The sequence below is a fragment of the Endobacterium panacihumi genome, assembly GCF_050847465.1.
Classification (GTDB): domain Bacteria; phylum Pseudomonadota; class Alphaproteobacteria; order Rhizobiales; family Rhizobiaceae; genus Neorhizobium; species Neorhizobium panacihumi.
This window is the reverse complement of sequence record NZ_JBOZRA010000002.1, coordinates 461,791-485,376: the sequence shown is the minus strand read 5'-3', so window position 1 is coordinate 485,376 and position 23,586 is coordinate 461,791. Positions and strand designations below refer to the sequence as shown.

24 protein-coding genes and 1 riboswitch are annotated in these 23,586 nt (G+C 58.2%); of the genes, 7 read left to right on the top strand and 17 right to left on the bottom strand.

All coding sequences use genetic code 11. The features are described from left to right. Window positions 1-11 precede the first annotated feature (11 nt). From kduD to kduI, 3 genes are read right to left on the bottom strand one after another with little or no spacing between them, the layout of a single operon-like run. Entirely contained in the window at window positions 12-764 is a 753-nt protein-coding gene (gene kduD, locus ACRQ1B_RS14055) for a 2-dehydro-3-deoxy-D-gluconate 5-dehydrogenase KduD (RefSeq protein ID WP_432294306.1), read from the bottom strand. Between the two features lie 8 nt (window positions 765-772). After that, window positions 773-1,111 carry a cupin domain-containing protein gene (locus ACRQ1B_RS14050; protein ID WP_432294305.1) on the bottom strand — a complete coding sequence of 113 codons (339 nt, stop codon included), beginning with the start codon at window positions 1,109-1,111 and terminating at the stop codon, window positions 773-775. Window positions 1,112-1,120: 9 nt separating this feature from the next. Beyond that, window positions 1,121-1,963 (bottom strand): 5-dehydro-4-deoxy-D-glucuronate isomerase, encoded by an 843-nt coding sequence (gene kduI, locus ACRQ1B_RS14045; RefSeq protein WP_432294303.1) that lies wholly within the window; start codon window positions 1,961-1,963, stop codon window positions 1,121-1,123. A gap of 224 nt (window positions 1,964-2,187) precedes the next feature. Here kduI and ACRQ1B_RS14040 point away from each other — a divergent pair, with 224 nt between their 5' ends. Next, the gene (locus ACRQ1B_RS14040; protein ID WP_432294302.1) at window positions 2,188-2,970 is read left to right on the top strand and encodes a FadR/GntR family transcriptional regulator; all 783 of its coding nucleotides are present in this window, start codon (window positions 2,188-2,190) and stop codon (window positions 2,968-2,970) included. A 47-nt stretch (window positions 2,971-3,017) separates the two neighbouring features. Here ACRQ1B_RS14040 and ACRQ1B_RS14035 read toward each other — a convergent pair whose 3' ends face one another. From ACRQ1B_RS14035 to bglB, 5 genes are all read right to left on the bottom strand, one after another. Continuing rightward, complete coding sequence (locus ACRQ1B_RS14035) at window positions 3,018-4,277, bottom strand: ABC transporter substrate-binding protein (protein ID WP_432294301.1); 1,260 nt, start codon at window positions 4,275-4,277, stop codon at window positions 3,018-3,020. 54 nt (window positions 4,278-4,331) lie between these two features. Further along, window positions 4,332-5,447 carry an ABC transporter ATP-binding protein gene (locus ACRQ1B_RS14030; protein ID WP_432294300.1) on the bottom strand — a complete coding sequence of 372 codons (1,116 nt, stop codon included), beginning with the start codon at window positions 5,445-5,447 and terminating at the stop codon, window positions 4,332-4,334. A gap of 4 nt (window positions 5,448-5,451) precedes the next feature. Continuing rightward, entirely contained in the window at window positions 5,452-6,357 is a 906-nt protein-coding gene (locus tag ACRQ1B_RS14025; RefSeq protein ID WP_432294299.1) for a carbohydrate ABC transporter permease, read from the bottom strand. Window positions 6,358-6,359: 2 nt separating this feature from the next. Beyond that, window positions 6,360-7,244: a carbohydrate ABC transporter permease gene (locus ACRQ1B_RS14020; RefSeq protein ID WP_432294298.1), complete on the bottom strand. Its 885-nt coding sequence runs from the start codon at window positions 7,242-7,244 to the stop codon at window positions 6,360-6,362. Between the two features lie 200 nt (window positions 7,245-7,444). Further along, the gene (gene bglB / locus ACRQ1B_RS14015; protein WP_432294612.1) at window positions 7,445-8,563 is read right to left on the bottom strand and encodes a beta-galactosidase BglB; all 1,119 of its coding nucleotides are present in this window, start codon (window positions 8,561-8,563) and stop codon (window positions 7,445-7,447) included. Between the two features lie 236 nt (window positions 8,564-8,799). Here bglB and kdgR point away from each other — a divergent pair, with 236 nt between their 5' ends. Further along, the gene (gene kdgR / locus ACRQ1B_RS14010; RefSeq protein WP_432294296.1) at window positions 8,800-9,588 is read left to right on the top strand and encodes a DNA-binding transcriptional regulator KdgR; all 789 of its coding nucleotides are present in this window, start codon (window positions 8,800-8,802) and stop codon (window positions 9,586-9,588) included. On the opposite strand, the gene ACRQ1B_RS14005 is transcribed toward kdgR, so the two are convergent. Together ACRQ1B_RS14005 and ACRQ1B_RS14000 are read right to left on the bottom strand one after the other, a co-directional pair. Beyond that, complete coding sequence (locus tag ACRQ1B_RS14005; RefSeq protein WP_432294295.1) at window positions 9,589-10,110, bottom strand: flavin reductase; 522 nt, start codon at window positions 10,108-10,110, stop codon at window positions 9,589-9,591. It abuts the gene before it with no gap. After that, on the bottom strand, window positions 10,107-10,703 hold the full coding sequence (locus ACRQ1B_RS14000; RefSeq protein ID WP_432294294.1) for a malonic semialdehyde reductase: 597 nt from the start codon (window positions 10,701-10,703) through the stop codon (window positions 10,107-10,109). The genes ACRQ1B_RS14005 and ACRQ1B_RS14000 overlap by 4 nt, the downstream gene beginning before the upstream one ends. Window positions 10,704-11,084: 381 nt before the next feature. Between ACRQ1B_RS14000 and ACRQ1B_RS13995 the strand changes: the two genes are divergently transcribed. After that, complete coding sequence (locus ACRQ1B_RS13995; protein ID WP_432294293.1) at window positions 11,085-11,792, top strand: Crp/Fnr family transcriptional regulator; 708 nt, start codon at window positions 11,085-11,087, stop codon at window positions 11,790-11,792. A 9-nt stretch (window positions 11,793-11,801) separates the two neighbouring features. Here ACRQ1B_RS13995 and ACRQ1B_RS13990 read toward each other — a convergent pair whose 3' ends face one another. Then, window positions 11,802-12,302, bottom strand: coding sequence for a response regulator (locus ACRQ1B_RS13990; protein WP_432294292.1), 501 nt, complete (start codon window positions 12,300-12,302; stop codon window positions 11,802-11,804). 59 nt (window positions 12,303-12,361) lie between these two features. Here ACRQ1B_RS13990 and ACRQ1B_RS13985 point away from each other — a divergent pair, with 59 nt between their 5' ends. After that, the gene (locus tag ACRQ1B_RS13985; RefSeq protein ID WP_432294291.1) at window positions 12,362-13,078 is read left to right on the top strand and encodes a Crp/Fnr family transcriptional regulator; all 717 of its coding nucleotides are present in this window, start codon (window positions 12,362-12,364) and stop codon (window positions 13,076-13,078) included. 12 nt (window positions 13,079-13,090) lie between these two features. On the opposite strand, the gene ACRQ1B_RS13980 is transcribed toward ACRQ1B_RS13985, so the two are convergent. The 6 genes from ACRQ1B_RS13980 to ACRQ1B_RS13955 all read right to left on the bottom strand — a co-directional run bounded on the left by ACRQ1B_RS13980 (window position 13,091) and on the right by ACRQ1B_RS13955 (window position 20,047). Beyond that, the gene (locus tag ACRQ1B_RS13980; RefSeq protein WP_432294611.1) at window positions 13,091-14,104 is read right to left on the bottom strand and encodes a LacI family DNA-binding transcriptional regulator; all 1,014 of its coding nucleotides are present in this window, start codon (window positions 14,102-14,104) and stop codon (window positions 13,091-13,093) included. 119 nt (window positions 14,105-14,223) lie between these two features. Continuing rightward, window positions 14,224-15,504, bottom strand: coding sequence for a D-tagatose-bisphosphate aldolase, class II, non-catalytic subunit (locus tag ACRQ1B_RS13975; protein ID WP_432294290.1), 1,281 nt, complete (start codon window positions 15,502-15,504; stop codon window positions 14,224-14,226). 1 nt (window position 15,505) lies between these two features. Beyond that, window positions 15,506-16,450: a tagatose kinase gene (locus ACRQ1B_RS13970; RefSeq protein WP_432294288.1), complete on the bottom strand. Its 945-nt coding sequence runs from the start codon at window positions 16,448-16,450 to the stop codon at window positions 15,506-15,508. A gap of 18 nt (window positions 16,451-16,468) precedes the next feature. After that, window positions 16,469-17,431, bottom strand: a complete 963-nt coding sequence (locus tag ACRQ1B_RS13965) for an ABC transporter permease (protein WP_432294287.1) — start codon at window positions 17,429-17,431, stop codon at window positions 16,469-16,471. After that, window positions 17,428-18,945 carry a sugar ABC transporter ATP-binding protein gene (locus tag ACRQ1B_RS13960; RefSeq protein ID WP_432294286.1) on the bottom strand — a complete coding sequence of 506 codons (1,518 nt, stop codon included), beginning with the start codon at window positions 18,943-18,945 and terminating at the stop codon, window positions 17,428-17,430. Before ACRQ1B_RS13960 ends, ACRQ1B_RS13965 begins: the two co-directional genes overlap by 4 nt. A gap of 202 nt (window positions 18,946-19,147) precedes the next feature. Beyond that, on the bottom strand, window positions 19,148-20,047 hold the full coding sequence (locus tag ACRQ1B_RS13955) for a substrate-binding domain-containing protein (RefSeq protein ID WP_432294285.1): 900 nt from the start codon (window positions 20,045-20,047) through the stop codon (window positions 19,148-19,150). 237 nt (window positions 20,048-20,284) lie between these two features. Next, a riboswitch (cobalamin riboswitch) is annotated at window positions 20,285-20,504 on the top strand. A gap of 294 nt (window positions 20,505-20,798) precedes the next feature. Here ACRQ1B_RS13955 and nrdH point away from each other — a divergent pair. The 3 genes from nrdH to nrdE are packed head-to-tail and all read left to right on the top strand — an operon-like array spanning window position 20,799 to window position 23,574. Next, the gene (gene nrdH / locus ACRQ1B_RS13950) at window positions 20,799-21,020 is read left to right on the top strand and encodes a glutaredoxin-like protein NrdH (RefSeq protein WP_132274891.1); all 222 of its coding nucleotides are present in this window, start codon (window positions 20,799-20,801) and stop codon (window positions 21,018-21,020) included. An 11-nt stretch (window positions 21,021-21,031) separates the two neighbouring features. Continuing rightward, entirely contained in the window at window positions 21,032-21,442 is a 411-nt protein-coding gene (gene nrdI, locus ACRQ1B_RS13945; RefSeq protein WP_432294610.1) for a class Ib ribonucleoside-diphosphate reductase assembly flavoprotein NrdI, read from the top strand. Then, a complete protein-coding gene (gene nrdE, locus ACRQ1B_RS13940; RefSeq protein ID WP_432294284.1) occupies window positions 21,439-23,574 on the top strand; it encodes a class 1b ribonucleoside-diphosphate reductase subunit alpha in 2,136 nt (711 codons plus the stop codon). Before nrdI ends, nrdE begins: the two co-directional genes overlap by 4 nt. The last annotated feature ends 12 nt before the right edge of the window (window positions 23,575-23,586 follow it).

Below are 23,586 nucleotides of genomic sequence, written 5' to 3'. Positions count from 1 at the left end.
GCTTCAAAAACTCAGCGCGCCAGCCAGCCACCATCAACCGGCAGGACCGTGCCATGCACGTAATCCGACGCCTTCGACGCCAGAAACACCGCCGCACCGCCGAGTTCGGACGGCGTGCCCCAGCGGCCGGCCGGGATACGCGCCAGAATGGCCTCGTTGCGGTCCGGGTCCTCGCGCAGCGCCGTCGTGTTGTTGGTCGAGAAATAGCCGGGCGCGATGGCGTTGACGTTGACGCCCTTGCCCGCCCATTCGCAGGCGAGCAGCTTGGTCAGGCCCGCCAGACCGCTTTTCGAGGCGGTGTAGGACGGGATGCGGATGCCACCCTGAAAGGACAACAGTGACGCGATATTGATGATTTTGCCACTGCCGCGCTCCAGCATATGGCGACCCGCCGCCTGCGAGAGAAAGAACGCCGTCTTCAGATTGACATCGATGACGGCGTCCCAGTCTTCCTCGGTGAAATCGACGGCATCAGCCCTGCGGATGATGCCGGCATTGTTGACCAGAATATCGAGCTTTCCGAAGGTGGCAATCGTCTCCGACACGATGCCTTTCACCGGCTCGATCGTGCCGAGATCGGCCTTGATGACATGAAAACCGGTGCCGGCGTTTTTGACCGCCGCCTCGGTTTCATCCATCGACGAACGGCCGACGGCAACGATGGAAGCGCCGGCTTCAGCGAGCGCAATCGCGATCGCCTGACCAATGCCGGTGTTAGTGCCGGTGACAACGGCCACCTGGCCGGAAAGATCGAACAAGGTCATTCACACCCTCACTTCAGGAATTCGGCACGATGTGGCGTAAACACGTCGATCAGCCGGCCGGCTTCCAGCGCCTTGACGCCGTGCACCAGATCCGGCGGCACGATGAAGCTGCCGCCCTTGGTAAGCGTTTCGGTGCGCCCGTCGATGGTGACTTCAAACGCGCCTTCCGCGACATAGCTGGCCTGGATATGCGGGTGGTTATGTTTCGCACCGATAGCACCGGCCTCGAACACCACTTCAACCATCATCATTTCCGGCAGATAGGTCATGATACGGCGGGTAACGCCCGGTTCCGGGCTTACCCATTCGGCACCTTCCGCCGAGACGAAAAGATCACTGGAGGACATGACCACCCCTCACTTCAGGTCTTCGATGGCGACCGGATCGACATCGGTGTAATCGACATTGTCGCCGGCCATGGCCCAGATGAACGTGTAGCTGGACGTGCCCGCACCCGAATGGATCGACCAGCCTGGCGACAGGATCGCCTCTTCGTTCTTGACGATCAGGTGGCGAGTTTCGTCCGGCTCGCCCATCAGGTGGATGACGCGCGCCTTTTCCGGCAGGTCGAAATAGAGATAGGCCTCCATGCGGCGGTCATGGATGTGGCAGGGCATGGTGTTCCAGACAGACCCCTCGGCAAGCGTGGTCATGCCGACGACGAGCTGGCAGGTCTTGGCACCTTCCGGGTGGATGAACTGGAAGATTGAACGTTCGTTGCTGGTGGCCTGGGCGCCGAGATCGATGCGCTTGGCATCGTTGATGCCGATATGCTTGGACGGATGTTTGAAATGCGCAGGTGCGCTGAGCAGATAGAACTTTGCAGGGTTAGCTGCATCGTCAGACGCGAAGGTCACGGACGAGCCCAGACCAGCATAGACCATGTCACGCGTGCCGGCAGCGAACTTTTCACCGTCCACAGTGACCGAGCCTGCACCACCGATATTGACGGCAATCAGTTCGCGGCGGGCGAGAAGGGCATCGGTGCCGGCCGGCTTGATGGTTTCCAGTTCGAGCGGCGAGGATGTCGGCATCGCACCGCCGACGATCATGCGGTCGTAATTGGTATAGTTGAGCTGGATGCGGCCTTCCACGAACAGCGGCGGCAGCAGGAAATGGTCACGCAGTTGCGCCGTATTGAAGCCGGCAGCCGTCATCGGATCGATGGCGAAGCGATTGGTGTAATCGGTGTGACTCATGTTATCTCCCAAAACTCCTTGTTTAAAGTCATCATACATATTGACGAAACGCATACAACAGCTGGCAGTCAGAAATTGCCGTTTGCTATATCGGGTTCTTTATGGAAACCTTGCATCTCAGCATGATTGATGAGCAGAAAAAATCCGGCAACGATATGAGCCTTCGCAAACAAATCGTGCTATCACTGTCATGAATTTGTATAATTTCGTTTGAAACAGGCCGGATGAAAAACTCTGAGACAGCATCCAGTGTGAGGGAATCGGGCACGGTACGACGGCAAAAACTGTCCGACCGGATTGTTGTATCCTTGCGGCAGGACTTTCTGTCCGGTCAGGTGGACATCGGCCATAAGCTGCCGACGGAAACTCAACTGGCCGATAATTTCGATGTCAGCCGCACGGTCGTTCGCGAGGCAATCGCGACGCTCGTGGCGGATGGGCTGGTGGAGACGCGACAGGGCGCCGGCATTTTTGTGCTGGGGCACCAGCCTTCGGCAGCATCCATAGCAATCGCGGCGAAGGATTCGTCGGGCAATATCTCGCATGCACTGAATGTTCTGGAGGTGCGAATCGCGCTTGAAATGGAAAGTGCGGCGCTGGCGGCCACGCGTCGCAGCGCCTCACAGGAAGCCCAGATTCAGGAGCGGTTCTTCGAATTCGAGCACCTGCTGAAACGTGGTCAGCCGACAGGTGCTGCCGACTTCGCTTTTCATCGGGCGATCGCGGAAGCGACCAACAACGCGTTTTACGTCGAAGTGCTGGATTCGCTCGGCAGCCGCACCATTCCCTGCGACGTGACCTCGCCTTACGCCACCGAGGACGTTCTGTCGTTTGCGTATCAGGTGGGATTGCAGCGGGAACATCTGGCAATCCTGAATGCCATTTCGGCCGGTGATGCGCCCGCGGCGCGCGACGCCATGCGGGGTCATCTCTCCGCCAGCCAGGAGCGTTATCGTCAACGCCTGTTCGAGCGGCGTACGCGTTACCAGACCGATCACGAGGCCTGACCATCTGAAAATGGCCCATGCCTTTACGGCATGGGCCATCATCATGATTACAAGCGGCGCAACGCTTTGTTCAAGCCGTCGATCATCTCTTCGCCAGCCTCTTCGGCCGTCAACTGGCCATAGGCGAACTGTTCGATGACATCCTTGAACACTTCCTGCACGGATGGGTGCTCGATCAACGGTGACATAACCGGGCCAGAGGCCTCCGCGACGATCTTTGCGCCATCCAGACGTTCGGGCGTCAGTTTGCCAGCGGCTTCCAGCGTCGCCTTGGCGATGGCGGATGCCGGAAGACCACGGCTGTCCCCGAGGATCAGGATGGCATCCTTGTCGTTCAGCAGGCAGTTGACGACCTGGGCTGCGGCTTTCGGATCCTTCGAATGTTTCGAGATGGAGAAGACCATGGACGGCTTTTTGTAAACGCCATCGGACTTCGCGCCTTCTATCTTCAAGGGAGCCGACGGCACAAGTTTGCCAACCGTCAGCGGATCGTCATATTTCGAATAGGTAGAATCCCAGAAATAGGTGCCGCCGATCTTGCCCGATATCCACGCCGGGTCATCGAAGATTTCGACATTGCCGACCCCGGCAGCGTCCTTGGCGGACCGCACGATACCGTTATCGACCATCCACTGGTAATGTTTCAGTGCGCCGGCAATGTCTTCTGCCGTCCAGGCAAGTTCATTGGTGCCGGGCTTGACGAATTCCTGGCCGGAAATCTGCGCAGCAAACGCTTCGATCATCAGCATCAGGATGACGCGCGTGCTATCGAACGGATAAAGCCCTTCGGGGTTCATCTTCTTGGCGGCGGCAGCGAGGTCTTCCCAGCTTTTCGGCGCTTCCAGCCCGGCCTTCTTATAGATCTCGTCACTGAAATAATAAGTCGCACCAGTCACCGAGACGGGCACGCCGTTGAGCTTGCCTTCGATCATCGCGGGTGCCAGCTGGCTTTCGTTCCACTGGCTCAGATCGAGATCGCCGGACAACTGCTTGAGATCGGCGAAGCCGTCACCTTCCTTCGAGAACTGAAACAGCCAGGGCCAGTCGACCTGAATGATATCCGCCTCGGTGCTGCCGGCCATCTGCGTCGTCAGCTTTTCGAGGTAACCTTCAAAGCCGGCGAACTCGGCCTTGACCCTGTGGCCGGTCTTGGTGGTGCAATATTCCAGCGCCTTCTGGGTGGCGACATGGCGGCCATCGCCGCCCCACCACGACATGCGCAGATCTGCCGCCGAGGCGACATTTGTGGCGACCACGGATGTCGCCAGCGAAAGAGACAATGCTGCCAGTATCGATTTCTTGCTCATGATGCGTTTCCCTCCTGAAACACTGCATCGGTGACATTTTCGCCGGCTGCGCCCTCAGGCGAGGCTGACGTTCTGACCGCTTGCACGATCGAAAACAAAGACCCGTTCCTCTTCCGGGCGAATACGTATGACGCCATCCACGGCGGCCTTGCGGAAATCCTCAACCGGCAAAACGACGGTAAAACGCTGGCCGCCAATGGTGATATGCACGTCAACCTCATGGCCAAGAAAATCCGCTTTGATGACTTTGGCTGCAAGCGCATCCTCACCCGGGCCGGCCAGACGAAAATGCTGCGGACGAACACCGAACGTGACCTCACCGGCGGTGCCGGCCACAAGGCGCCCGGCGAGATTAGCGCCGAACTGTATGGACTGGTCACCGAAGGCAACCACGGGACCACTCTCACCCCGGCTCAAAGTGGCATCGACAAGATTCATTTCCGGCATGCCGATGAAGCCGGCGACGAAGGCGTTTTCCGGACGGGCATAGAGCGTTTCGGGATCAGCAACCTGCATGATGCGGCCATCCTTCATGACGCAGATACGGTCGCCCATGGTCATCGCCTCGACCTGATCATGGGTGACGTAAACCACGGTGGATGATTGGCCCTGTTCCTTCAGGCGGCGATGCAGATCGGTGATGCGCACGCGCATGGAGGCGCGCAGCTTGGCATCGAGGTTGGAAAGCGGCTCGTCGAACAGAAAGACTTCCGGCTTCTTGATCAGCGCACGCCCCAGCGCCACGCGCTGCGCCTGACCACCGGACAGTTGCTTTGGCAGACGGTCGAGCAAGGGCTCGATTTCGAGAACTTCCGCCACTTCCTGAACGCGACGCGCGATCTCATCCTTTTTCTCACCAGCCAGTTTCAGGCCGAATGAGAGGTTCTTGCGCACCTTCATATGCGGATAAAGCGCATAATTCTGGAACACCATGGCGATACCGCGATCACCCGGGGGCAGATTGTTGACGACCTTTTCCCCGATCGTGATGTGACCACCGGAGACCGTTTCCAGACCCGCGATCATGCGCAGTGTCGTGGATTTGGCGCAGCCGGATGGGCCAACCAGCACCATGAACTCACCGTCGTTGACGTCGAGATTGATGCCGTGCAGCGCCTTCAGTGTCCCGCTATAGACCTTTTCCAGGTTGCGGATGGAAAGTTGAGCCATTGAATTATCCCTTCACGCCGCCGGCCGAAATGCCTTCGACGAAGTATTTTTGCGACAGGAAGAACACCACCAGCGACGGCAGAAGCGTGAGCACCGACATGGCAAGGATGCGGTTCCACTCGAACGATTCGGCGGTATCGATCGACAGTTTCAGCGCCAGAGAAACGGGGAATTTGTCGACCGAGGAGATGTAGATCAGCGGGCCGAGGAAATCGTTCATCGTCCACATGAACTGGAACAGCGCGACCGAAATCATTGCCGGCACCAGCATCGGCACCACCACATAAATCAGTGTCTGAAAACTGTTGGCACCATCGACGCGGGCTGCCTCTTCCATGTCGCGCGGAATGGCGCGCAGGAACTGCAGCAGCATGAAGACGAAGAAGGCATCGCCGGCCAGCGCGGACGGAACCCAGAGCGGAAGATAGGTATCCAGCCAGCCGAGATCGCGAAACAGCAGATATTGCGGAATACGGGTGACGACATTCGGCAAAAGCAGCGTGGCGATGACAGTCGCAAACAGGATCTTTTTGCCGGGAAACTCGAACCGGGCGAAGCCATAAGCGACCACCGTGCACGAAATCACCGTAAAGATCGTCTTCGGCGCAATGATCAGGAACGTGTTCCAGAAGAACCGACCGAACGTGTAAGGCGTCGAGGTCTGCCAGCCTTCGGCGTAACCATCCGTGGTCGGGTGGACCGGCATGAAACCGGCGCCAGCGAAGATTTCCGTATTGGTCTTGAAGCTCGCACCGATCAGCCAGATCAGCGGATAGAGCATGATCAGGCCAACGACGGTCAGGATCGTATAACGGATGGCGAGTGAAATGGTCTGGCGGCGCTGCTGCACGGCCAGGAACTTTTCCGCATCCTCGATCGCCTTGTTGGAGTGAATGATACTGTCGCTCATGGTCAGCTCCTCTTGTCGCCGGCGTAATAGACCCAGTGCTTCGACGACCAGAAGGCGACGAGCGTCAGCACCATGATGACGACGAACAGCACCCAGGCGATAGCCGAGGCATAACCCATGTCGAATTTCTTGAAGGCCATCTCGTAGATATACAGTGGCAGCAGATACGTGGATTTCAGCGGCCCACCCTGGGTGATGACGTAAGGACCGTTGAACTCCTGAAAGGCCTGAACCATCTGCATGATCAGGTTGAAGAAGATGACTGGCGTCAGCAGCGGCAGGGTGATGGCGAAGAAGGCACGCCATGGCTTTGCGCCATCAATGGCGGCGGCTTCGTAAAGCGACTTGTCGATGGACTGCAACGCCGCGAGGAAGATGACCATGGCCGATCCGAACTGCCAAAGGCGCAGAAGCGTGATGGTGAAAAGAGCCGTGCCGGGATTGCCGAACCAGTTGATGGCTTCCAAACCGATCGATGTCAGCATCATGTTGATGAGGCCGGTATCGGCGAACATGTAGCGCCACAGCACCGCCACCGCGATGGAGCCGCCGAGAATGGACGGCACGTAATAGGCGGTGCGGAAAAAGCCGATACCCTTGAGCCTGGAATTCAGGATCCCGGCGATAAAGAGCGCGAAGGCAAGTTTCAGCGGGACCGTGATCAGTACATACAGCATCGTCACGTTGAAGGACCGCGTAAAAGTGCGGTCGCTGGTGAGAATGTCGGTGTAGTTTTCCAGTCCGATGAAATTGATGTCCTGCATCAGCCGGTAATCGGTAAAGGACAGGTAGAGTGAGCCGAGAAACGGGATGGCCGTGAAGATCAGGAGGCCTATCAGGTATGGCAATACATACCAGAAGCCGAGGAGACGATGGTCGCCGCTCATCTCGAAGCCTCATCAGCCGACAGCCATTGCAGCTTGTCCGGCATATTGTGATCGAGAGCAGTCGCACCGGCCGGCTGGATCGCGGTCACGGGGTTCGCGGACATGGTTTTATTCTCCTGAATAAGGCAAATCGCTTCGGCCCGGCGCGATCACCGGGACGTTTCAAAAGATCATGGAAACCCGGCAAACCGGGACGGTCGTCAGATGTAGGAACGCAGATATTCCGACAGGCAGAGGATCGCCATCGCCTGCCCGTAAGGCATCGCCGTCAGCTTGATCTGGCGGTAATAATCGAGATCCGCCCCCATGGCGGTACCGAATGAGGTGTTCTGCAATTCGCCGGCGGCATCGATATGGCCGATCACGCCCTGAACTGCACGTTCCGCGACCTGTAGATATTCCGGCCCGAGATATCGTTTACGCACCGCCTTCATCAGCCCGTAACCGAAACCGGCGGCGGCAGAGGATTCGACATAACTCTGCGGATCATTGATGAGCGTGTGCCAGAGGCCTGAGGACGACTGCAATTCAGCAAGCGTTTCCGCCTGGCGCTTCAGTGTCGAGATCAGGTGGCGGCGGAAGGCGTCTCCCTCCGGCAGTTCGAGCAGGTCCAGAAATTCCGGGATTGCAATCGTGACCCAGGAATTGCCGCGCGCCCAAAGGGCATTTGCAAAATTATGATTGCCGTCGAATGTCCACCCGTGGAACCACAGGCCGGTCTTGCGATCGGCCAGATACTGCGTGTGGATGAGAAACTGGTATTTTGCCTCTTCCACATAATCCGGGCGATTGAGCAGAAGCCCGATCTTGGCGAGCGGCATGACGCTCATCATCAGCGTGTCGTCCCACATCTGCTGATGATTGATGTTGTTGTAAACGATGTGCTGCAAGCCGCCTTCGCTGGTACGCGGCATTTCATGCATAACCCATTCGGCCCATCTTTCGAGATAGGGCTTCCAGATCGGGTTGGGGTTGAGTTCATACAGGCAGGCAAGCGTGAGGAATGGGCATACGGTATTAACGTTTTTGGTGGGCGTGCCTTCGGCAAGACGCGCATCGAACCAAGAGGTGATGATATCGAGAACCTTCTGGTCGCCGGTCTGCTGCCAGTAATTGAAGAGGCCGTAAAGCCCGATGCCGTGGGTCCATTCCCAACCGGCCCAGCCTTTGGTGTCGATCACCCGGCCATCTTCCAGCCGCAGCAGAAATTCGCCTGTCTTGTCCTCGATTGCGACGAGATTGTCGGCAAGCCGCCGGATCAGGCCCACCACCTCTTGTCGGGGCGCCACATAATCCTTCTGTCGCAACAGCGCATGCATCGTCAAAGCAGTACCCCCTCCAAGTGGCCGGACCTCCTCGTCCGGCAAGAAATCGGAATGCGATTTCATTTTTAAAAAGGAACCATACAAAAAAATGAAATGCAATAGCCTTTCGTATTTTCTGTACGTTTGCAAAGAAACATTCGATTTTTAGGGGTTTTGGCATCAAAACAGTGCGACTTGACAGCACATGCAAAGAATTTCAGAATGTGGTTTCATATTTTTTGGAACGAGTGATGTCCGACGCTTCTCGCAACAAACCCGACAATGTGGCTGCGGTGCTGAAAGTCTTTTCGGTGCTGGAAACCCTCGCGGACGACGGGCGCTCCAGTCTCGCCGATATCGCCCAGCACGCCATGACATCCAAGGCCACCACGCATCGGCTGCTGCAGACCATGGTCGATCTCGGCTATGTGGAACAGGAAGAAGAAACCGACAAATACCGGCTGACGCTGAAATTGTTCGGCCTTGGCGCACGCACGTTGCGCGGCCAGACGCACCTCCTCCAGGTCGCCGATCGCGCCATGGGTTTCTTGTCACGGGAGACGGGGGAAGCCATCAACCTCGGCGTGATGGATGAGCGCGAACAGCGCGTCGCCTATATCCACAAATACGACAGCGCCTATAACCTCTCCATGAATTCGCCGCTCGGCAAACGCAACCCTCTGCACAGCACATCGCTCGGCAAGGCTCTTCTGGCTTTTCGCGACGAGACCGAGATAACCGATCGCCTTTCAAAAATGACGTTCGAAAAGATGGCACCCAAGACCATCACGGATGTCGAGGCACTGCGCGACCAACTGAGCCGTATTCGCGAGGATGGTTATTCGGAGGAGGTCGAGGAAAGTGAGGCCGGCGTGCGCTGCATGGCGGTGCCGGTCCGCGATCATCTCGGCAAATCGATCGCCGCGATCAGCATCTCGTTTCCGCTGTTCCGGTTCGATCCGACCCGCAAATCCACTTATGTGCGGATACTTCTGGAGGCGGGACAGACGGCCTCGAAAAGCCTCGGCTTCGACGGCTGATCACACCGTGTGATAATCGCGATTGAGATAGATCAGCGCCTTGCCGCCATTGCTCACCTGCGTCTCGATGACACGGCAAATGAGAATATCATGGCTGTGACCATCGGCCACCGAGGTGATTTCACAACCGAACGAAGCGAGCGCGCCATCAAGCGCCAGGCCGCCGCTTGGCAACTCCGTCCATGTCGCGCCGGCAAAGCGCTCGTCAACCGGGGTTTTACCACCGAACAGGCGGCTGAGTTCCTGATGCTCCGAAGACAGGACATTGACGCAAAGCGTCCCATTTCCCTTGACCGGCCAATAGGCGCTCGACGTCTTGTTGAGACAGACGAGCAGTGTGGGTGGATTGTCGGAAACACTGCAGACAGCCGTTGCGGCGAAGCCGGCACGGCCGGCGACGCCTGATGTCGTGACGATATGAACGGCGGCGCCAAGTTTTGCCATGGCGTTACGGTATTCTTCGCGGCGAACGTCCTCGGTTCCGTCGATCGATTGTGAGAGGGCTTGGCCTTGCATGCTCATTCTCCGAGAATCTCGCAGGCATCTGCAAAATCGAGACGCGGCAAACGCGCAAATACCTTTGCCGGATCGCCGTGACCGAGATTGATCAGGAAATTGGACTTCCACGCCGTGCCCGGGAAAAATTCGGTATCCACCTTGGCCTTGTCGAAGCCGGACATCGGGCCGGTATCGAGACCCAGCGCGCGAGCCGCGAGGATAAGATAGCCGGCCTGCAAAGTGCCGTTGCGAAAGGCCGTTTCCTCCGCTGCCGCGGGGCTTGATGTAAACCAGCTGCGGGCATCCGCATGCGGGAAAAGCTGTGGCAGCTTCTCATAAAACGCGGCATCGTAAGCGGCGATAACCGTCACCGGCGCCGCCAGCGTCTTTTCGAGATTGCCGGACGACAAAGCCGGCCTCAGCCGCTCTTTGGCAGCGGCGCCCTTGATAAAGACAAAACGCGCCGGTGAACAATTCGCCGAAGTCGGCCCCACCCTGACCAGGTCGTAGAGCTTTTTCAGTGTCTCGTCCGACACCTCGCCGGGCAACCAACCGTTCTGGGACCGCGCGGAGAAAAACAGCGTATCGAGCGCCTGCTGGTCAAGTACGTTCGTCATGGGGAATCCTGAATCTACCGATCGCTTATGGGGAAAGCACGATAACGGCCAACTGATGAAAACTCGCAAACGCCACAAAAGGATGCTGCATCGCACCCTAAAATATTCTCCCGCTTGGACATATGTCCAAGTGTAAATCGTCTCCTGCGTGGTCAGGGCGGGAAAATTTCTGTCGCAGGATTGACTACATGTAGAAACGCCAACCGCCATGCCAACCCTGCCGCAATCTGATGCGGCATTTGCCAGGGACAAATTTCACACGGCATGAGTGGTCTTGAACCGGAAAAAACCACGCTTTCCGCCATGGCACGGAACTGAACCTGATGCGTTGTACGATCCAGACACCATTCGCTGGCCACCCGGCCGGGAACAGGGACAGACATGATGGCCACCCCCAACCGCCTTCTCGCCTCTCTTAGCCCCGAGGATTTCGATGCCATCCGGCCGTGGCTGGAAGACATTGCGCTTCCGCAGAAGCTGGAGCTTTCCTTGCCGGGAGAGGAGACGGTCTACTGCTATTTCCCGACCGACGGCATCGGCTCCACCGTCATCGTCTCGCCCGAAGGCCACCAGACGGAAATCGGCGTTTTTGGCCGCGAAGGCATGAGTCCGGCCTCAGCTGTGCTGGGCGCCACCAGCAATCCCTACCGTGTGGTGATGCAGGTCGATGGTCGCGGCCAGCGTATCCTGCGCACCAAACTCATCGAAATAATGGATGAACGTCCACACCTACACCGGTTGCTGCTGCGCTGGGCGCAGGTTTTTGCGGCGCAGGCGGCAACCACGGCGCTTTCCAACGCAGTGCATTCCGTCGATGAACGGTTGGCCCGCTGGGTGCTGATGTGTCACGATCGACTGGGCGGCGACGAGATGTCGCTCACCCACGAATTCCTGTCGATCATGCTGGCAGTGCGTCGGCCGAGCGTGACGACGGCACTGCATGTGCTGGAGGGCAACAAACTGATCTATTCACACCGTGCGACCATCATCGTACGTGATCGGCAGGCGTTGGAGGTTTTTGCTGCCGACGCCTACGGTACCAGCGAAAAGGAATATGCGCGGCTGCTGGGTGATTTTCGCGCGCGGTGAAATCCCGCGTCAGGCACCGGAGGCCGACTGCTGCGCCGCGGCGAGCACCGCTTTGACGAAAATTTCGGGATCGCTTGGCTTGTCGAGCCATGACATGCCTTCAATCAGGGTTCGATCGGCGTCTTCCGGCATGGACACGGCAGAATGGACGACGCAGGGAATGCGCCTTTCTTTCGCCAGTTCAAGAATGGAGAGACTGGCACCGTCGCTCAGATGATAGTCGACAATGATGACGGAGGGAGAGGCTTCCTTGAGCCAGACGATTCCTTCCTCCACCGATCGAAGGCATATCACTTCCCGCATTCCAGCCCCCAGCAGCAGGTCTTCCAGATCAAGCGCGATCAGCGGCTGGTCTTCGAGAAGCAGGACAGGTCGGTTCATGGGAACAGGCATAAGCTCGGCCGATTTGAGGTTGAGAACTAATGTAACGTTCTCAATGACGATAATCTGTTTGTGTCCGCTACCGTACCGAGCTGTTTTGCCGGGTTGCCTGCCGGATTCTATGACCATAGATGGAACCAACGAAGGGCAGTCGCCGTTTCGGAGAGCACTGCATTCGGGAATGTTTGATGGGCGAGATTCGGCAAGACATGGTTCGGAACAATCTGCTCCGATTGATGTCCGCCAATAGTTTTGCCCAACTGAGTCATTCGCTCGAATGGGTTGAGTTGCCACGCGCTTTCGAACTGTCCAAACCTAATGAAGCCTGTCCTTACGCCTATTTTCCGGAAGCAGGCATTGCCTCTATCGTTGCCCGATCTCCGGAGGGCCAGCAGACCGAAATCGGCGTGATCGGACGCGACGGAATGACACCGGCTTCGCTGGTGCTCGATGCTGGCCATGACCCCTATTCGATCTTCATGCAGGTTCAGGGCGAAGCCTATCGTATTTCTTGCGAGGCGCTGCAAAGGCTCCTCCACGAGGATCGCGACCTGCAAGCACTGCTGGCGCGTTATGCGCAGGCGCTGGCCGTGCAGAGCGCCTACACGGCGCTGTCCAACGCCGTTCACCATATCGACGAGCGTCTGGCTCGCTGGATCCTGATGTGCCACGACCGCACCGATGGCAACGAGATCAGCCTGACCCATGAATTCCTGTCCATCATGCTGGCCGTGCGCCGCCCGAGCGTGACCACCGCGCTTCACATGCTGGAAGGCAAGAAGCTGATCTATTCCGAACGTGGCGTTATCATCGTGCGAGACCGGGGCGCGCTGGAAGCCTTTGCCCACGACGTTTATGGCGAATGCGAAAAGGAATATGAGCGGCTGATCGGTACGCGCCCGTAAACCGCTCTCTCCTCAGGCCGATTCCCGCAGCATGATTTCCGCATTGAGCAAGATACGTTCGCTTTCGCTCGTTACGTCGGCGCCCTCCAGCTCATCGAGCTTGCGGAACAACAGATCCATCGCCAGACGGCCGATCTCGTTATAGTTCTGCGCCACCGTGGTAATCGGCGGACAGGCGTAACGTGACAGCGGATGGTCGTCATGACCGGCGATGCGGATATCGCTGCCCGCAGATTGGCCGATCTTCAGACCATGCTGGTAGGCCGCCGAAATGGCGCCGAAGGCAACGCGGTCGTTGGCGCAGAGAATGGTTTTTGTCGGAAAACCGCCGCTTTTCAGGAAGCGGGTGGTTTCCTCAAAACCGAAGCGTTCAAAATCCCAGCTGCCGTCATGGGCCGTTTCCAGAATAACGGGCTCCATTTTCAATTGCCGCATCGCTTCCGCATAGGCAGTTTCGCGGGTGGCCGCATTGGTGTTGACCGGCGGCATGCCGAGATAACAGGGCGGCTCACCCGAGCGCACGAGGTAATCGACGATGAGCTGAAAACTCTGGCGGTTGTTGGTGCCGACGAAGGGAGAGGTCTCGTCCAGCGGTGAGTCCACATAAACCAGCGCGATGGATTCCCCGAGCGCTTTCAACGTCTCATGCTGCGACTGCACCCCAAGCGGCGCGATGATGGCGCCGGCGACGTTCATCGATTTCAGCGTTTCGATGGCCCGTGCCTCGATCTCGGCATTGCCATCCGACGAAAGAACGAAGGCGAGAAAACCGGCGGCATTGGCGATCAGTTCGACGCGGCGGGTGAGCGCCATGTAGAACGGGTCGGTCGAATTCGGAATGATGATGCCGATGATGTTGCTGCGCCGGCGGTTGAGATTGACGGCGAACATGTTCGGCCGAAAACCGCTTTCCTTCAGCGCCACCTCGATCAGGCCGCGCGTCTTGGCACGCACCGAATTCGGATCGTTGAAATATTTGGACACGGTCGGGCGGGACAGTCCGACAAACTCGGAAAAGTCCTCCATCGTTCTGATGGGCGTCTTGATGGGTTTCTCTGACATTGGCGTCCCACCCGCTTTGCTAATCGATTTAAATTATGGACGCAGTTCAATCAAAACTTCTGAGTCCGTGCAAGCCGCGCTTTTTAGGCGCGGCAGGCTTCGAAATAATCTTCCAGCACACGATCGACGGCTGCAAGAGCCAGTGCGCGCGCATTCGGCTGAACCTTGCCGTCACGCACCGAAACATAGGCGCCGGTCAGATACTGGCTGATCAGCATTTCCGGGATTTCGACACCGTCGAGAAGCTCGAACAGGGTCTTTACAGCGACGTCTATTTCCGGCTGCGGCCAATAGTAGCGAATACGGTCGCTGTAGCTGAAATGGCGCTGGATGTGCTTTTCAGCATCCGAACCGTGGTAATATTTATCCCAGTTTTTGGGATCCGCCGTCAGCACACGCTCAATTGTCGCGACAAGCGTTTCGGAACGCTTGCCGGCAAACAGGAACTCGGCGATCTGGTCGAGGCCATAAAAGGCTTCGCGTAGCGCAAAGGTGAGGCCGGGGCCGACCTTCAGGATGGCAAAACCATCCAGCACCAGCTGGCGCAGCATTTCGCGGGTCTGGTAATCGGTGGAATGGGCCTCGAACACCATGCCCGGCATGTCGGAGAGCGTCGCGCTCAGCACCTTTGCTTTTTCCGGTGCGTAAGGGATGACGTTTTCATTGCCGTACTCCACGCCCGGCTGCACGACGGCACCGACGACGCGCGAAAAGGCATCAGAAACTCCGGCGGCTTCGAAAGCCTTGGCATGCACGGCGATGGTTTCGCGCGCGGATTCCGGCTTGGTGACTTCGAGTTCGTCGAGCTCTTCCATGGCGCCGCCGGGGATCGGCACTTCGGTACCGACGATATAGACCGGCTTGACGCCATCCGAACCCTTCAGCGCCGCTTCGGCGACGGCCGCCAGACGCGCTGCACGCTCGGCCGTCAGTGCGTCCGGAAGCGCAACCGGCTCACCGGCGCAGCCCATGCTGGTGTCGAGATGCAGTTTTGTGAATCCGGCCAGCGCAAAGGCTTCGATCATCACGCAGGCCTTTGCCATCGCCTCATCGGAAGGCAGGTTCTTCCAAGGGTTCGGGCCGAGATGGTCGCCGCCGAGGATGAGCCTTTCGATCGGGAAACCGACCTTCTTTGCGATCTCCTCCGCGAAGGCACGGAAATCGGCAGGCGTCATGCCGGTATAACCGCCATCCTGGTTGACCTGATTGCAGGTGGCTTCGACAAGCAGATAGGCATCCTGCTTCATGGCATGCAGCATGGAGGCTTCGATGACCAGCGGATGCGCAGAGCAGACCGACGGAATGCCCTTGACGCCCGAACCGTTCTGCCAGTTGGCGATGTCGGTGAGATAGCTCTTTTGCATGTCAGGCATTTCCTTGCGCTTGAATGAGTGCGTCGAGTTCGGCGCGGGTAGAGGCCCCTTCCATCGGGCCGGCCTTGGTGACGGCACGGGCACCGGAGGCATTGGCGTATCGCAGCACTTCGGCCGGATGCATGCCCTTCAGCCAGAAAGTGACGAAGGTGGCGCCAAAACAATCGCCGGCGCCGGTCGGATCCACTTCCTCGACCTTGTAGCTCCCCAGATCGACCTGGGTGTCCTTGTCGAAATAGCTGGCGCCCTTGTCGCCGCGCTTGACGACGATGGCCTTGATGCCCTTGGCCAGCAGCTCGGCGACGGCTTCCTTCTCCGACTTCGCCTCGGCGAACAGAAAAAGTTCCTCGCCGCTCGGCATGAACAGATCGGTCTTGGAAAGCACCGTCTGCAGAGCTTCGCGCATGCCGGGGCTGTCGAGAATTTCGGGGCGCAGGTTGGGATCGAAGGAAACGGTGCCGCCAGCGGCCTTGATGCGCTCAACGGCAGTGAGGATGCTGGTGACGACGCTCGGGGCGTACAGAGCCGTACCCATCACATGCATATGCGTGCAGGTGTCGATAAGGGCCAGCGTCTTGTCCGACAGTTCGATCTCGCCGCAGGCGCTGTTGCGAATGTTGAAAACAAAATTGCGGCCGCCGTCTTCCCGGTAACGCACGAAGGCGCTGCCGGTGGTGCCGAGCGGCAGCACGTCGATGCCCGAAACATCGACACCATCTTCCGTCAGACGTTTGATGTTGACCCAACCGAAATCGTCGTCACCGACGCGCGAGATGATGGCGCAGTCCTGCCCGAGCTTGCCGACCTGATCGATGAAGATGGCCGGTGCGCCCGAAGGAAACGGGCCGATCAGCGGCACCGCTTCGCGAAACCCGTTGCCGCGATTGGTGGCGACGATTTCGACCAGAATTTCGCCGATAGTGAGAATTTTCGACATGGGTATCTGCTCTGATGATTACTGCTTGGCGCGTTTCGACCGCACGTCGAGATAGACGGCGACGAGGATGACGAGGCCCTTGACGATGAGCTGGTAGAAATACGGCACAGACAGCATGTTCATGCCGTTGTTGAGGACGCCGATGATAAGCGCGCCGATCAGCGTGCCGATCATGGTGCCGACACCGCCGGCCAGGCTGGTGCCGCCGAGAACGGCCGCGGCGATGGCATCGAGTTCGTAGCTCATGCCGGCATTGGTCTGCGCCGAAAACAGGCGCGAGGAGAGAAGCACACCGCTGATCGCCGCCATCACGCCGGAGATCATGAAGATGATGATCTTCAGGCGATCGACCTTGATGCCGGAATAAAGGGCTGCCTCGCGGTTGCCGCCGGTAAGGTAAGCGCGGCGGCCGAACTTGGTCTTGCTGAGCAGGATGTGGTTGAACAGGAACAGCACGGCGACGACCCAGATGACGATCGGGATGCCGATAAAACTCTGGGTACCGATGGCGGTCCAGCTCGGCTCCATGATCATCGCCGGGGCACCGTTGGTCGGCAGGCTGACCATGCCGCGATAGATGCCCATGGTCGCCACCGTGACGATGAAGGACGGTAGCAGGAATTTGGCCGTCAGCACGCCGTTGGCGAGGCCGAGCAGCGCACCGGCCGCAATCGTCAGGACCAGCGCCGGCACAAAACTCATGCCGAAGGCGAAACACTGGGCGCCGACCATGCCGGCAACGGCAATGATCGAACCGATCGACAGGTCGATTTCACCGAGCAGGATGACCCATGTCATGCCGAAGGCGGCAATGGCGATGACCGACACCTGCTGCAGGATGTTCAAAAAGTTCGCCACCGACATGAAACGGCCGTTGGTGACGGAAAAAATCACGCACAGAACGATCAGCGATAAAAAGATACCGCCATACTGTTTCATGACCTGTTTGAAGGCGGCGCTGGCTGCGCTCTTGTCACTCATGATGCATATCCCGTGGCAAAGTGCATGATCTTTTCCGGTGTCATCTGGTCAGGGTCGGCAATTGCCGTGACCTTGCCTTCGCTCATGACGACGACGCGGTCGCTCATGCCGATGACTTCCGGAAGTTCGGAGGACACGAGCAGGATTGCCGTGCCTTCCGCCGCCAGCTGGCGGATGATCTTGTAGATTTCGAATTTGGCGCCGACATCGACGCCGCGTGTGGGCTCATCGAGGATGAGGATCTTTGGTTTGGTGAGCAGCCATTTGGCCAGCACGATCTTTTGCTGGTTGCCGCCAGAGAGCGAGCCGGCAATGGTATCGAGCGAGGCCGTCTTGATGGCGAGGCGCGCGACTTCCGCATTGGCGGCTTCACGTTCGCGACGGCGTTTCAGGAAACCGAACAGGCTGGAAAAACCATCCAGCGCCACCATGGAAATATTGCTCTCGACGCTGTGGCTCAGCACGAGACCTTCTTCCTTGCGGTTTTCGGTGACAAAACCGATGCGGCGCTCGATGGCCTCGACCGGCGAGGTGATTTTTACCTGCGCACCGTCGATGGCGACCGTGCCGGCAGAGGCCTTGGCCATGCCGAACAGCGTGTTCATGACCTCCGAGCGGCCGGAACCGATCAGGCCGAAAAAGCCCAGAATTTCGCCGGGGCGGACATCGAAGGATACGCTTTCGAACTCTTCACCGCGCGATAGGCCACTAACGGCCAGAACCGGCTTTTCGGTCAGCGCCGGGGCGGGCACATCGCGCGGCGGATAAATCTCGTTCATGTCGCGGCCGACCATCAGCGCGATCAGTTCGGCAATCGTCACCTCGGTCTTGTCACGGGTGGTGATATAACTGCCGTCGCGCACGACGGTGATGTCGTCGCTGAGGCGCATGATTTCTTCCATGCGGTGCGAGATATAGATGATGGCAACGCCCTTGGCCTTCAGGCGGCCGATGATCTCAAACAGGATTTCGGCTTCGCTGTCGCTGAGCGAGGAGGTCGACTCGTCGAGAATGACGACCTTGGCTTCGATGCTGAGACCTTTGGCGATTTCCACCAACTGGCGTTGGGCGATCGAAAGGTCGCCGACCTGATCGCTGACGGAGACCGGCAGGCCGAGTTCCTTGACCAGTTCGGCAGCCTTGCGCACCAGCGCCTTGTCATTGATGAAACCACCACGCGACGGTTCGCGCGTCGCCAGAATATTTTCCGCAACGGTCATGTTGTTGCAGAGACTGAGTTCCTGAAACACGATGGTGAGGCCGGCCTTGGCGGCATCCTGCGGATTGGTCGGCGCATAGGGCTGGCCGTCGAGCATGATGGTTCCCGTCGTGGGCTGGTAGACGCCCGCGAGAATCTTCATCAGCGTCGATTTGCCGGCACCATTTTCGCCGAGAATGGTATGAACACGGCCCGGCTTCACCGAAAGCTGCATGTTCTTCAGCGCCTTCACGGCCCCGAATTCCTTGGACATGTCCTTGATCTCAAGGATCACGTTGTCGCCTGAGGTTTCCATGGCGTCACCTTTCAACGAGCGCTTCACACCACCACTGCGGCGAAAGCTGCTCCCTATTCCTGATCATGCAGATCGTGCACCGCATCGGCGGGCGGCTTCGAACAATCCGCAGATGCCCGGTGGCCCGCCTGGGGGAGCGGACCACCGGAGGAGGCAGCCTCAAAACAGAGATGGCCTCATGCGCAGAGCGTCTTGGGAGGACTTACTGCTTCTTGGTGTAAACGCCGGGAACGATCGGCTGTTCGGCCGGCACTTCCTCGCCTGCCTGCAGCTTGATCGCGGTTTCGACGGCAAGCTTGCCCATCTGGTCCGGGAACTGCTGGATGACGCCGACGAAATCCGGATCTGCATCGACTGCCTTGATGGCTTCCGGCATGCCGTCGAAACCGATGACCTTGACCTTGCCGGTCAGGCCCGAGGATTTGACGGCAACGGCAGCAGCGAGTGCAGCGTCGTCACCGAACCCGAAAATGCCGCCGATTTCCGGGTTGGCCTGCAGCATGTTCTGGGCAACGGCCAGCGCTTCGGCGCGGGTGATGCCGGTCTGGATCGACACGATCTTGATGTCCGGATGCTTGGCAATGGCTTCCTTGAAGCCGTTGACGCGGTTCACCACCGACTGCACGAGCGGGTAATCGATGATCGCGACCTGGCCCTTGCCGCCGAGCTGTTCGGCCATCAGTTCACCGGCCTTGACGCCGCCGGCATAGTTGTCGGTGCCGATATAGGAGGCGACCTTGGCGCCTTCGACAGGAACGTCGACGGTGATGACCTTGATGCCGGCTGCTTCAGCGCGGGCAACGGCGGCAAGAGCGCCCTTGCTGTCGACCGGCGACATGATGATGACGTCGACGCCCTTGACGATGAAGTCTTCGATATCGGCGAGCTGCTTGTTGAGGTCCTGGTTGGCGATCGAGATCTCGACCGACACATTTTTGGCCTTGGCTTCAGCGGTGATCGCCTTGGCAAGCTCGTTATAGAAAGGATGCTGCTGCGTGAGCAACGATGCACCGATGCCTTCGGCATGGGCAGCGGCAGCGGCGAGCGTGAGGCTGGCGGAAACCAGCAGCGTCTTTGCGAAATTCTTGAGGGTCATATTCATTCCTCCCGTCCTTGAGGCCTTATGAGCACACATCCAGCCGGCGGGCCTCCTCTTGCCGGCTGATTTTTCATCATATGTCCTAAATTTTACGCGCGTCAATATTTTTGAATTCGTACGTAAATAAATTTACGTGAAAAAGTTTCGGTGACCGTGACCTCGTGCGGCAAGCCCCCTCGTTTTCCCCAGACTTGACCGAGCCGAAACAACATATCCGTTGACGAAATTTTTGCCTCGTCTACCATATATAGTGTTCAAGGTTCTTCCGATTCGCATCGGAAGCTAAGACGGGAATTCGGTGCGTGATACCCATGACGGGTGCCATAATGCCGGAGCTGCCCCCGCAACTGTAAGCGGCGAGCATTCGATCGAGCAGGCCACTGACGCCAAAAGCGTTGGGAAGGCGGAACGAATGCCGTGACCCGCAAGCCAGGAGACCTGCCTTGCACGGAAACGTCCACGGGCGGGGTGTCCGAAGGTCGCGTATAGGTGCGGGATGATCCTGCGCATGCGCCTCCCCGAATGTCCCGCAAAAATGCTTCGGGGTGAAGTTTTATGTTCTTGAGTTTCTGCAAGCAGTCGATGCGTCGGCCCATCTACCCATGTCGGTTTGCGGGTTTGCGGCGCAGCGTGGCCACGACGAGCGCCTGACGCTCGGCCACCGACAGCGACACCTTCATTTCCCGTCATCTTCGCCCGGACATCGACCGAGGTGCGAACGCTTCCGCATGCTCATTTTTCACGAGGAACGACCATGACCATCACCGTCTACAGCAAGCCCGCCTGCGTCCAGTGCACCGCAACCACCCGCGCGCTCGACCGTCAGGGCATCGACTACACCATTATCGACGTGTCCGCAGATGCCGAGGCTTATGACCTCGTGCAGGGCCTCGGCTACCGCCAGGTGCCTGTGGTCATTGCCGGCGAGCAGCATTGGGCAGGTTTTCGCCCGGACATGATCAGCGCCCTCGCCTGACCATCATCGCGATGAGCGTCGTCTATTTCTCCACGAAATCGGAAAACACCCATCGGTTCGTGGAAAAGCTGGGTCTGACCGCCCGGCGCATTCCGATCTGCAGCGATGAGGCGCTTTGCGCACCCAACCCGTTCGTCCTGATCGTTCCGACCTATGGCGGCGGCGAAAACAAGGGCGCCGTTCCCAAACAGGTGATCCGCTTCCTCAACGATGCGGACAACAGATCCAACATCCGCGGCGTCATTGCCGCGGGCAACACCAATTTCGGCGCAGCCTATTGCATCGCCGGGGACATCATTTCCGCCAAGTGCCAGGTGCCATTTCTTTACAAGTTCGAGCTTCTGGGCACGCAGGAAGATGTCGACAACGTCAGACACGGATTGGAACGATTTTGGACGCGACAAGCTTCGACAAACCAGTGACAACGGCCAAGCCACCCGAGACGGGGCTGGATTACCATGCCCTCAACGCCATGCTGAATCTTTATGACGAGCATGGAAAAATCCAGCTCGACCGCGACCGGCAGGCGGCAAAGCAGTATTTTCTGCAGCACGTGAACCAGAACACGGTGTTCTTCCATAACCTGCGGGAAAAGCTCGATTACCTTGTGACCGAAGGTTATTACGAGCAGGAGGTTCTCGACCAGTATTCTTTCAATTTCGTGCGTGACCTGTTCGACCACGCCTATGACAAGAAATTCCGCTTCCCGACCTTTTTGGGCGCTTTCAAATATTACACCAGCTACACGCTGAAGACGTTTGACGGGAAACGCTATCTCGAGCGCTACGAGGACCGCGTCTGCATGGTGGCGCTGGCGCTGGCCCGCGGCGATGAAAAGCTTGCCCGCGATCTCGTCGACGAGATCATTTCCGGCCGTTTCCAGCCGGCAACGCCGACCTTCCTCAATGCCGGCAAGAAACAGCGCGGCGAACTCGTCTCCTGCTTCCTCCTGCGCGTGGAAGATAACATGGAAAGCATCGGCCGCTCGATCAATTCGGCGCTGCAGCTTTCCAAGCGCGGCGGCGGTGTGGCGCTGTCGCTTACCAACCTTCGCGAAATGGGCGCACCGATCAAGCAGATCGAAAACCAGTCGTCGGGCGTCATTCCGGTGATGAAACTGCTGGAGGATAGTTTCTCCTATGCCAACCAGCTGGGTGCGCGGCAGGGAGCAGGAGCCGTCTACCTGCATGCCCATCACCCGGACATCATGCGTTTTCTCGATACCAAGCGCGAAAATGCCGACGAAAAAATCCGCATCAAGACGCTGTCGCTCGGCGTCGTCATTCCCGACATTACCTTTGAACTCGCCCGCAACAACGAGGACATGTACCTGTTCTCGCCGCATGATGTGGAGCGTTTTTACGGCGTGCCGTTCACCGAGATTTCGGTGAGCGAAAAATATCAGGAAATGGTCGAGGACGGCCGTATACGCAAGAAGAAGATCAAGGCGCGCGAATTCTTCCAGGTCATCGCCGAAATCCAGTTCGAAAGCGGTTATCCCTACATCATGTTCGAGGACACGGTGAACAGGGCGAACCCGATTGCCGGTCGCATCACCATGAGCAATCTCTGCTCGGAAATCCTGCAGGTCAGCGATGCGAGCGAGTTCAACGACGACCTCTCCTATTCCAAGATGGGCAAGGACATTTCCTGCAATCTCGGCTCGCTCAATATCGCGGCCGCGATGGACAGTACCGATTTCGGCCAGACGATCGAAACCTCGATCCGCGCGCTGACTGCCGTGTCCGAAATGAGCAACATCACCTCGGTGCCTTCAGTCGCCAAGGGCAATGAAGACAGCCACGCGATCGGCCTCGGCCAGATGAACCTGCACGGTTATCTCGCCCGCGAGCGGATTTTCTACGGCTCGGAAGAAGGCGTCGATTTCACCAATATCTATTTCTACACAGTCGCCTATCACGCCGTACGCGCCTCCAACCGGCTTGCGGTGGAGAAGGGAAAAAGCTTCAAGGGCTTTGAAAACTCGAAATACGCGTCCGGCGAATATTTCGACAAATACACCGAACAGGAATGGCGGCCGGAAACGCCGCGCGTGACCGAGCTGTTCGAAACGGCGAGCATTCATATCCCGACGCAGGAAGACTGGCGGCAATTGAAGGCCGAGGTCATGGCAGGCGGGCTCTATAACCAGAACCTGCAGGCAGTGCCGCCCACCGGCTCGATCTCCTACATCAACCACTCGACGTCCTCGATCCACCCGATCGTTTCCAAGATCGAGATCCGCAAGGAAGGCAAGATCGGCCGCGTTTATTATCCTGCTGCCTTCATGACCAACGACAACCTCGATTATTATCAGGACGCCTACGAAATCGGCCCTGAAAAGATCATCGACACCTATGCGGCGGCCACCCAGCATGTCGATCAGGGCCTGTCGCTGACGCTGTTCTTCCGCGATACCGCCACCACCCGCGATATCAATCGCGCGCAGATCTATGCGTGGAAAAAGGGCATCAAGACCATCTACTACATCCGCCTTCGCCAGATGGCGCTGACCGGCACGGAAGTGCAGGGCTGCGTATCGTGTGCGCTGTGACCCTTCAGGAAA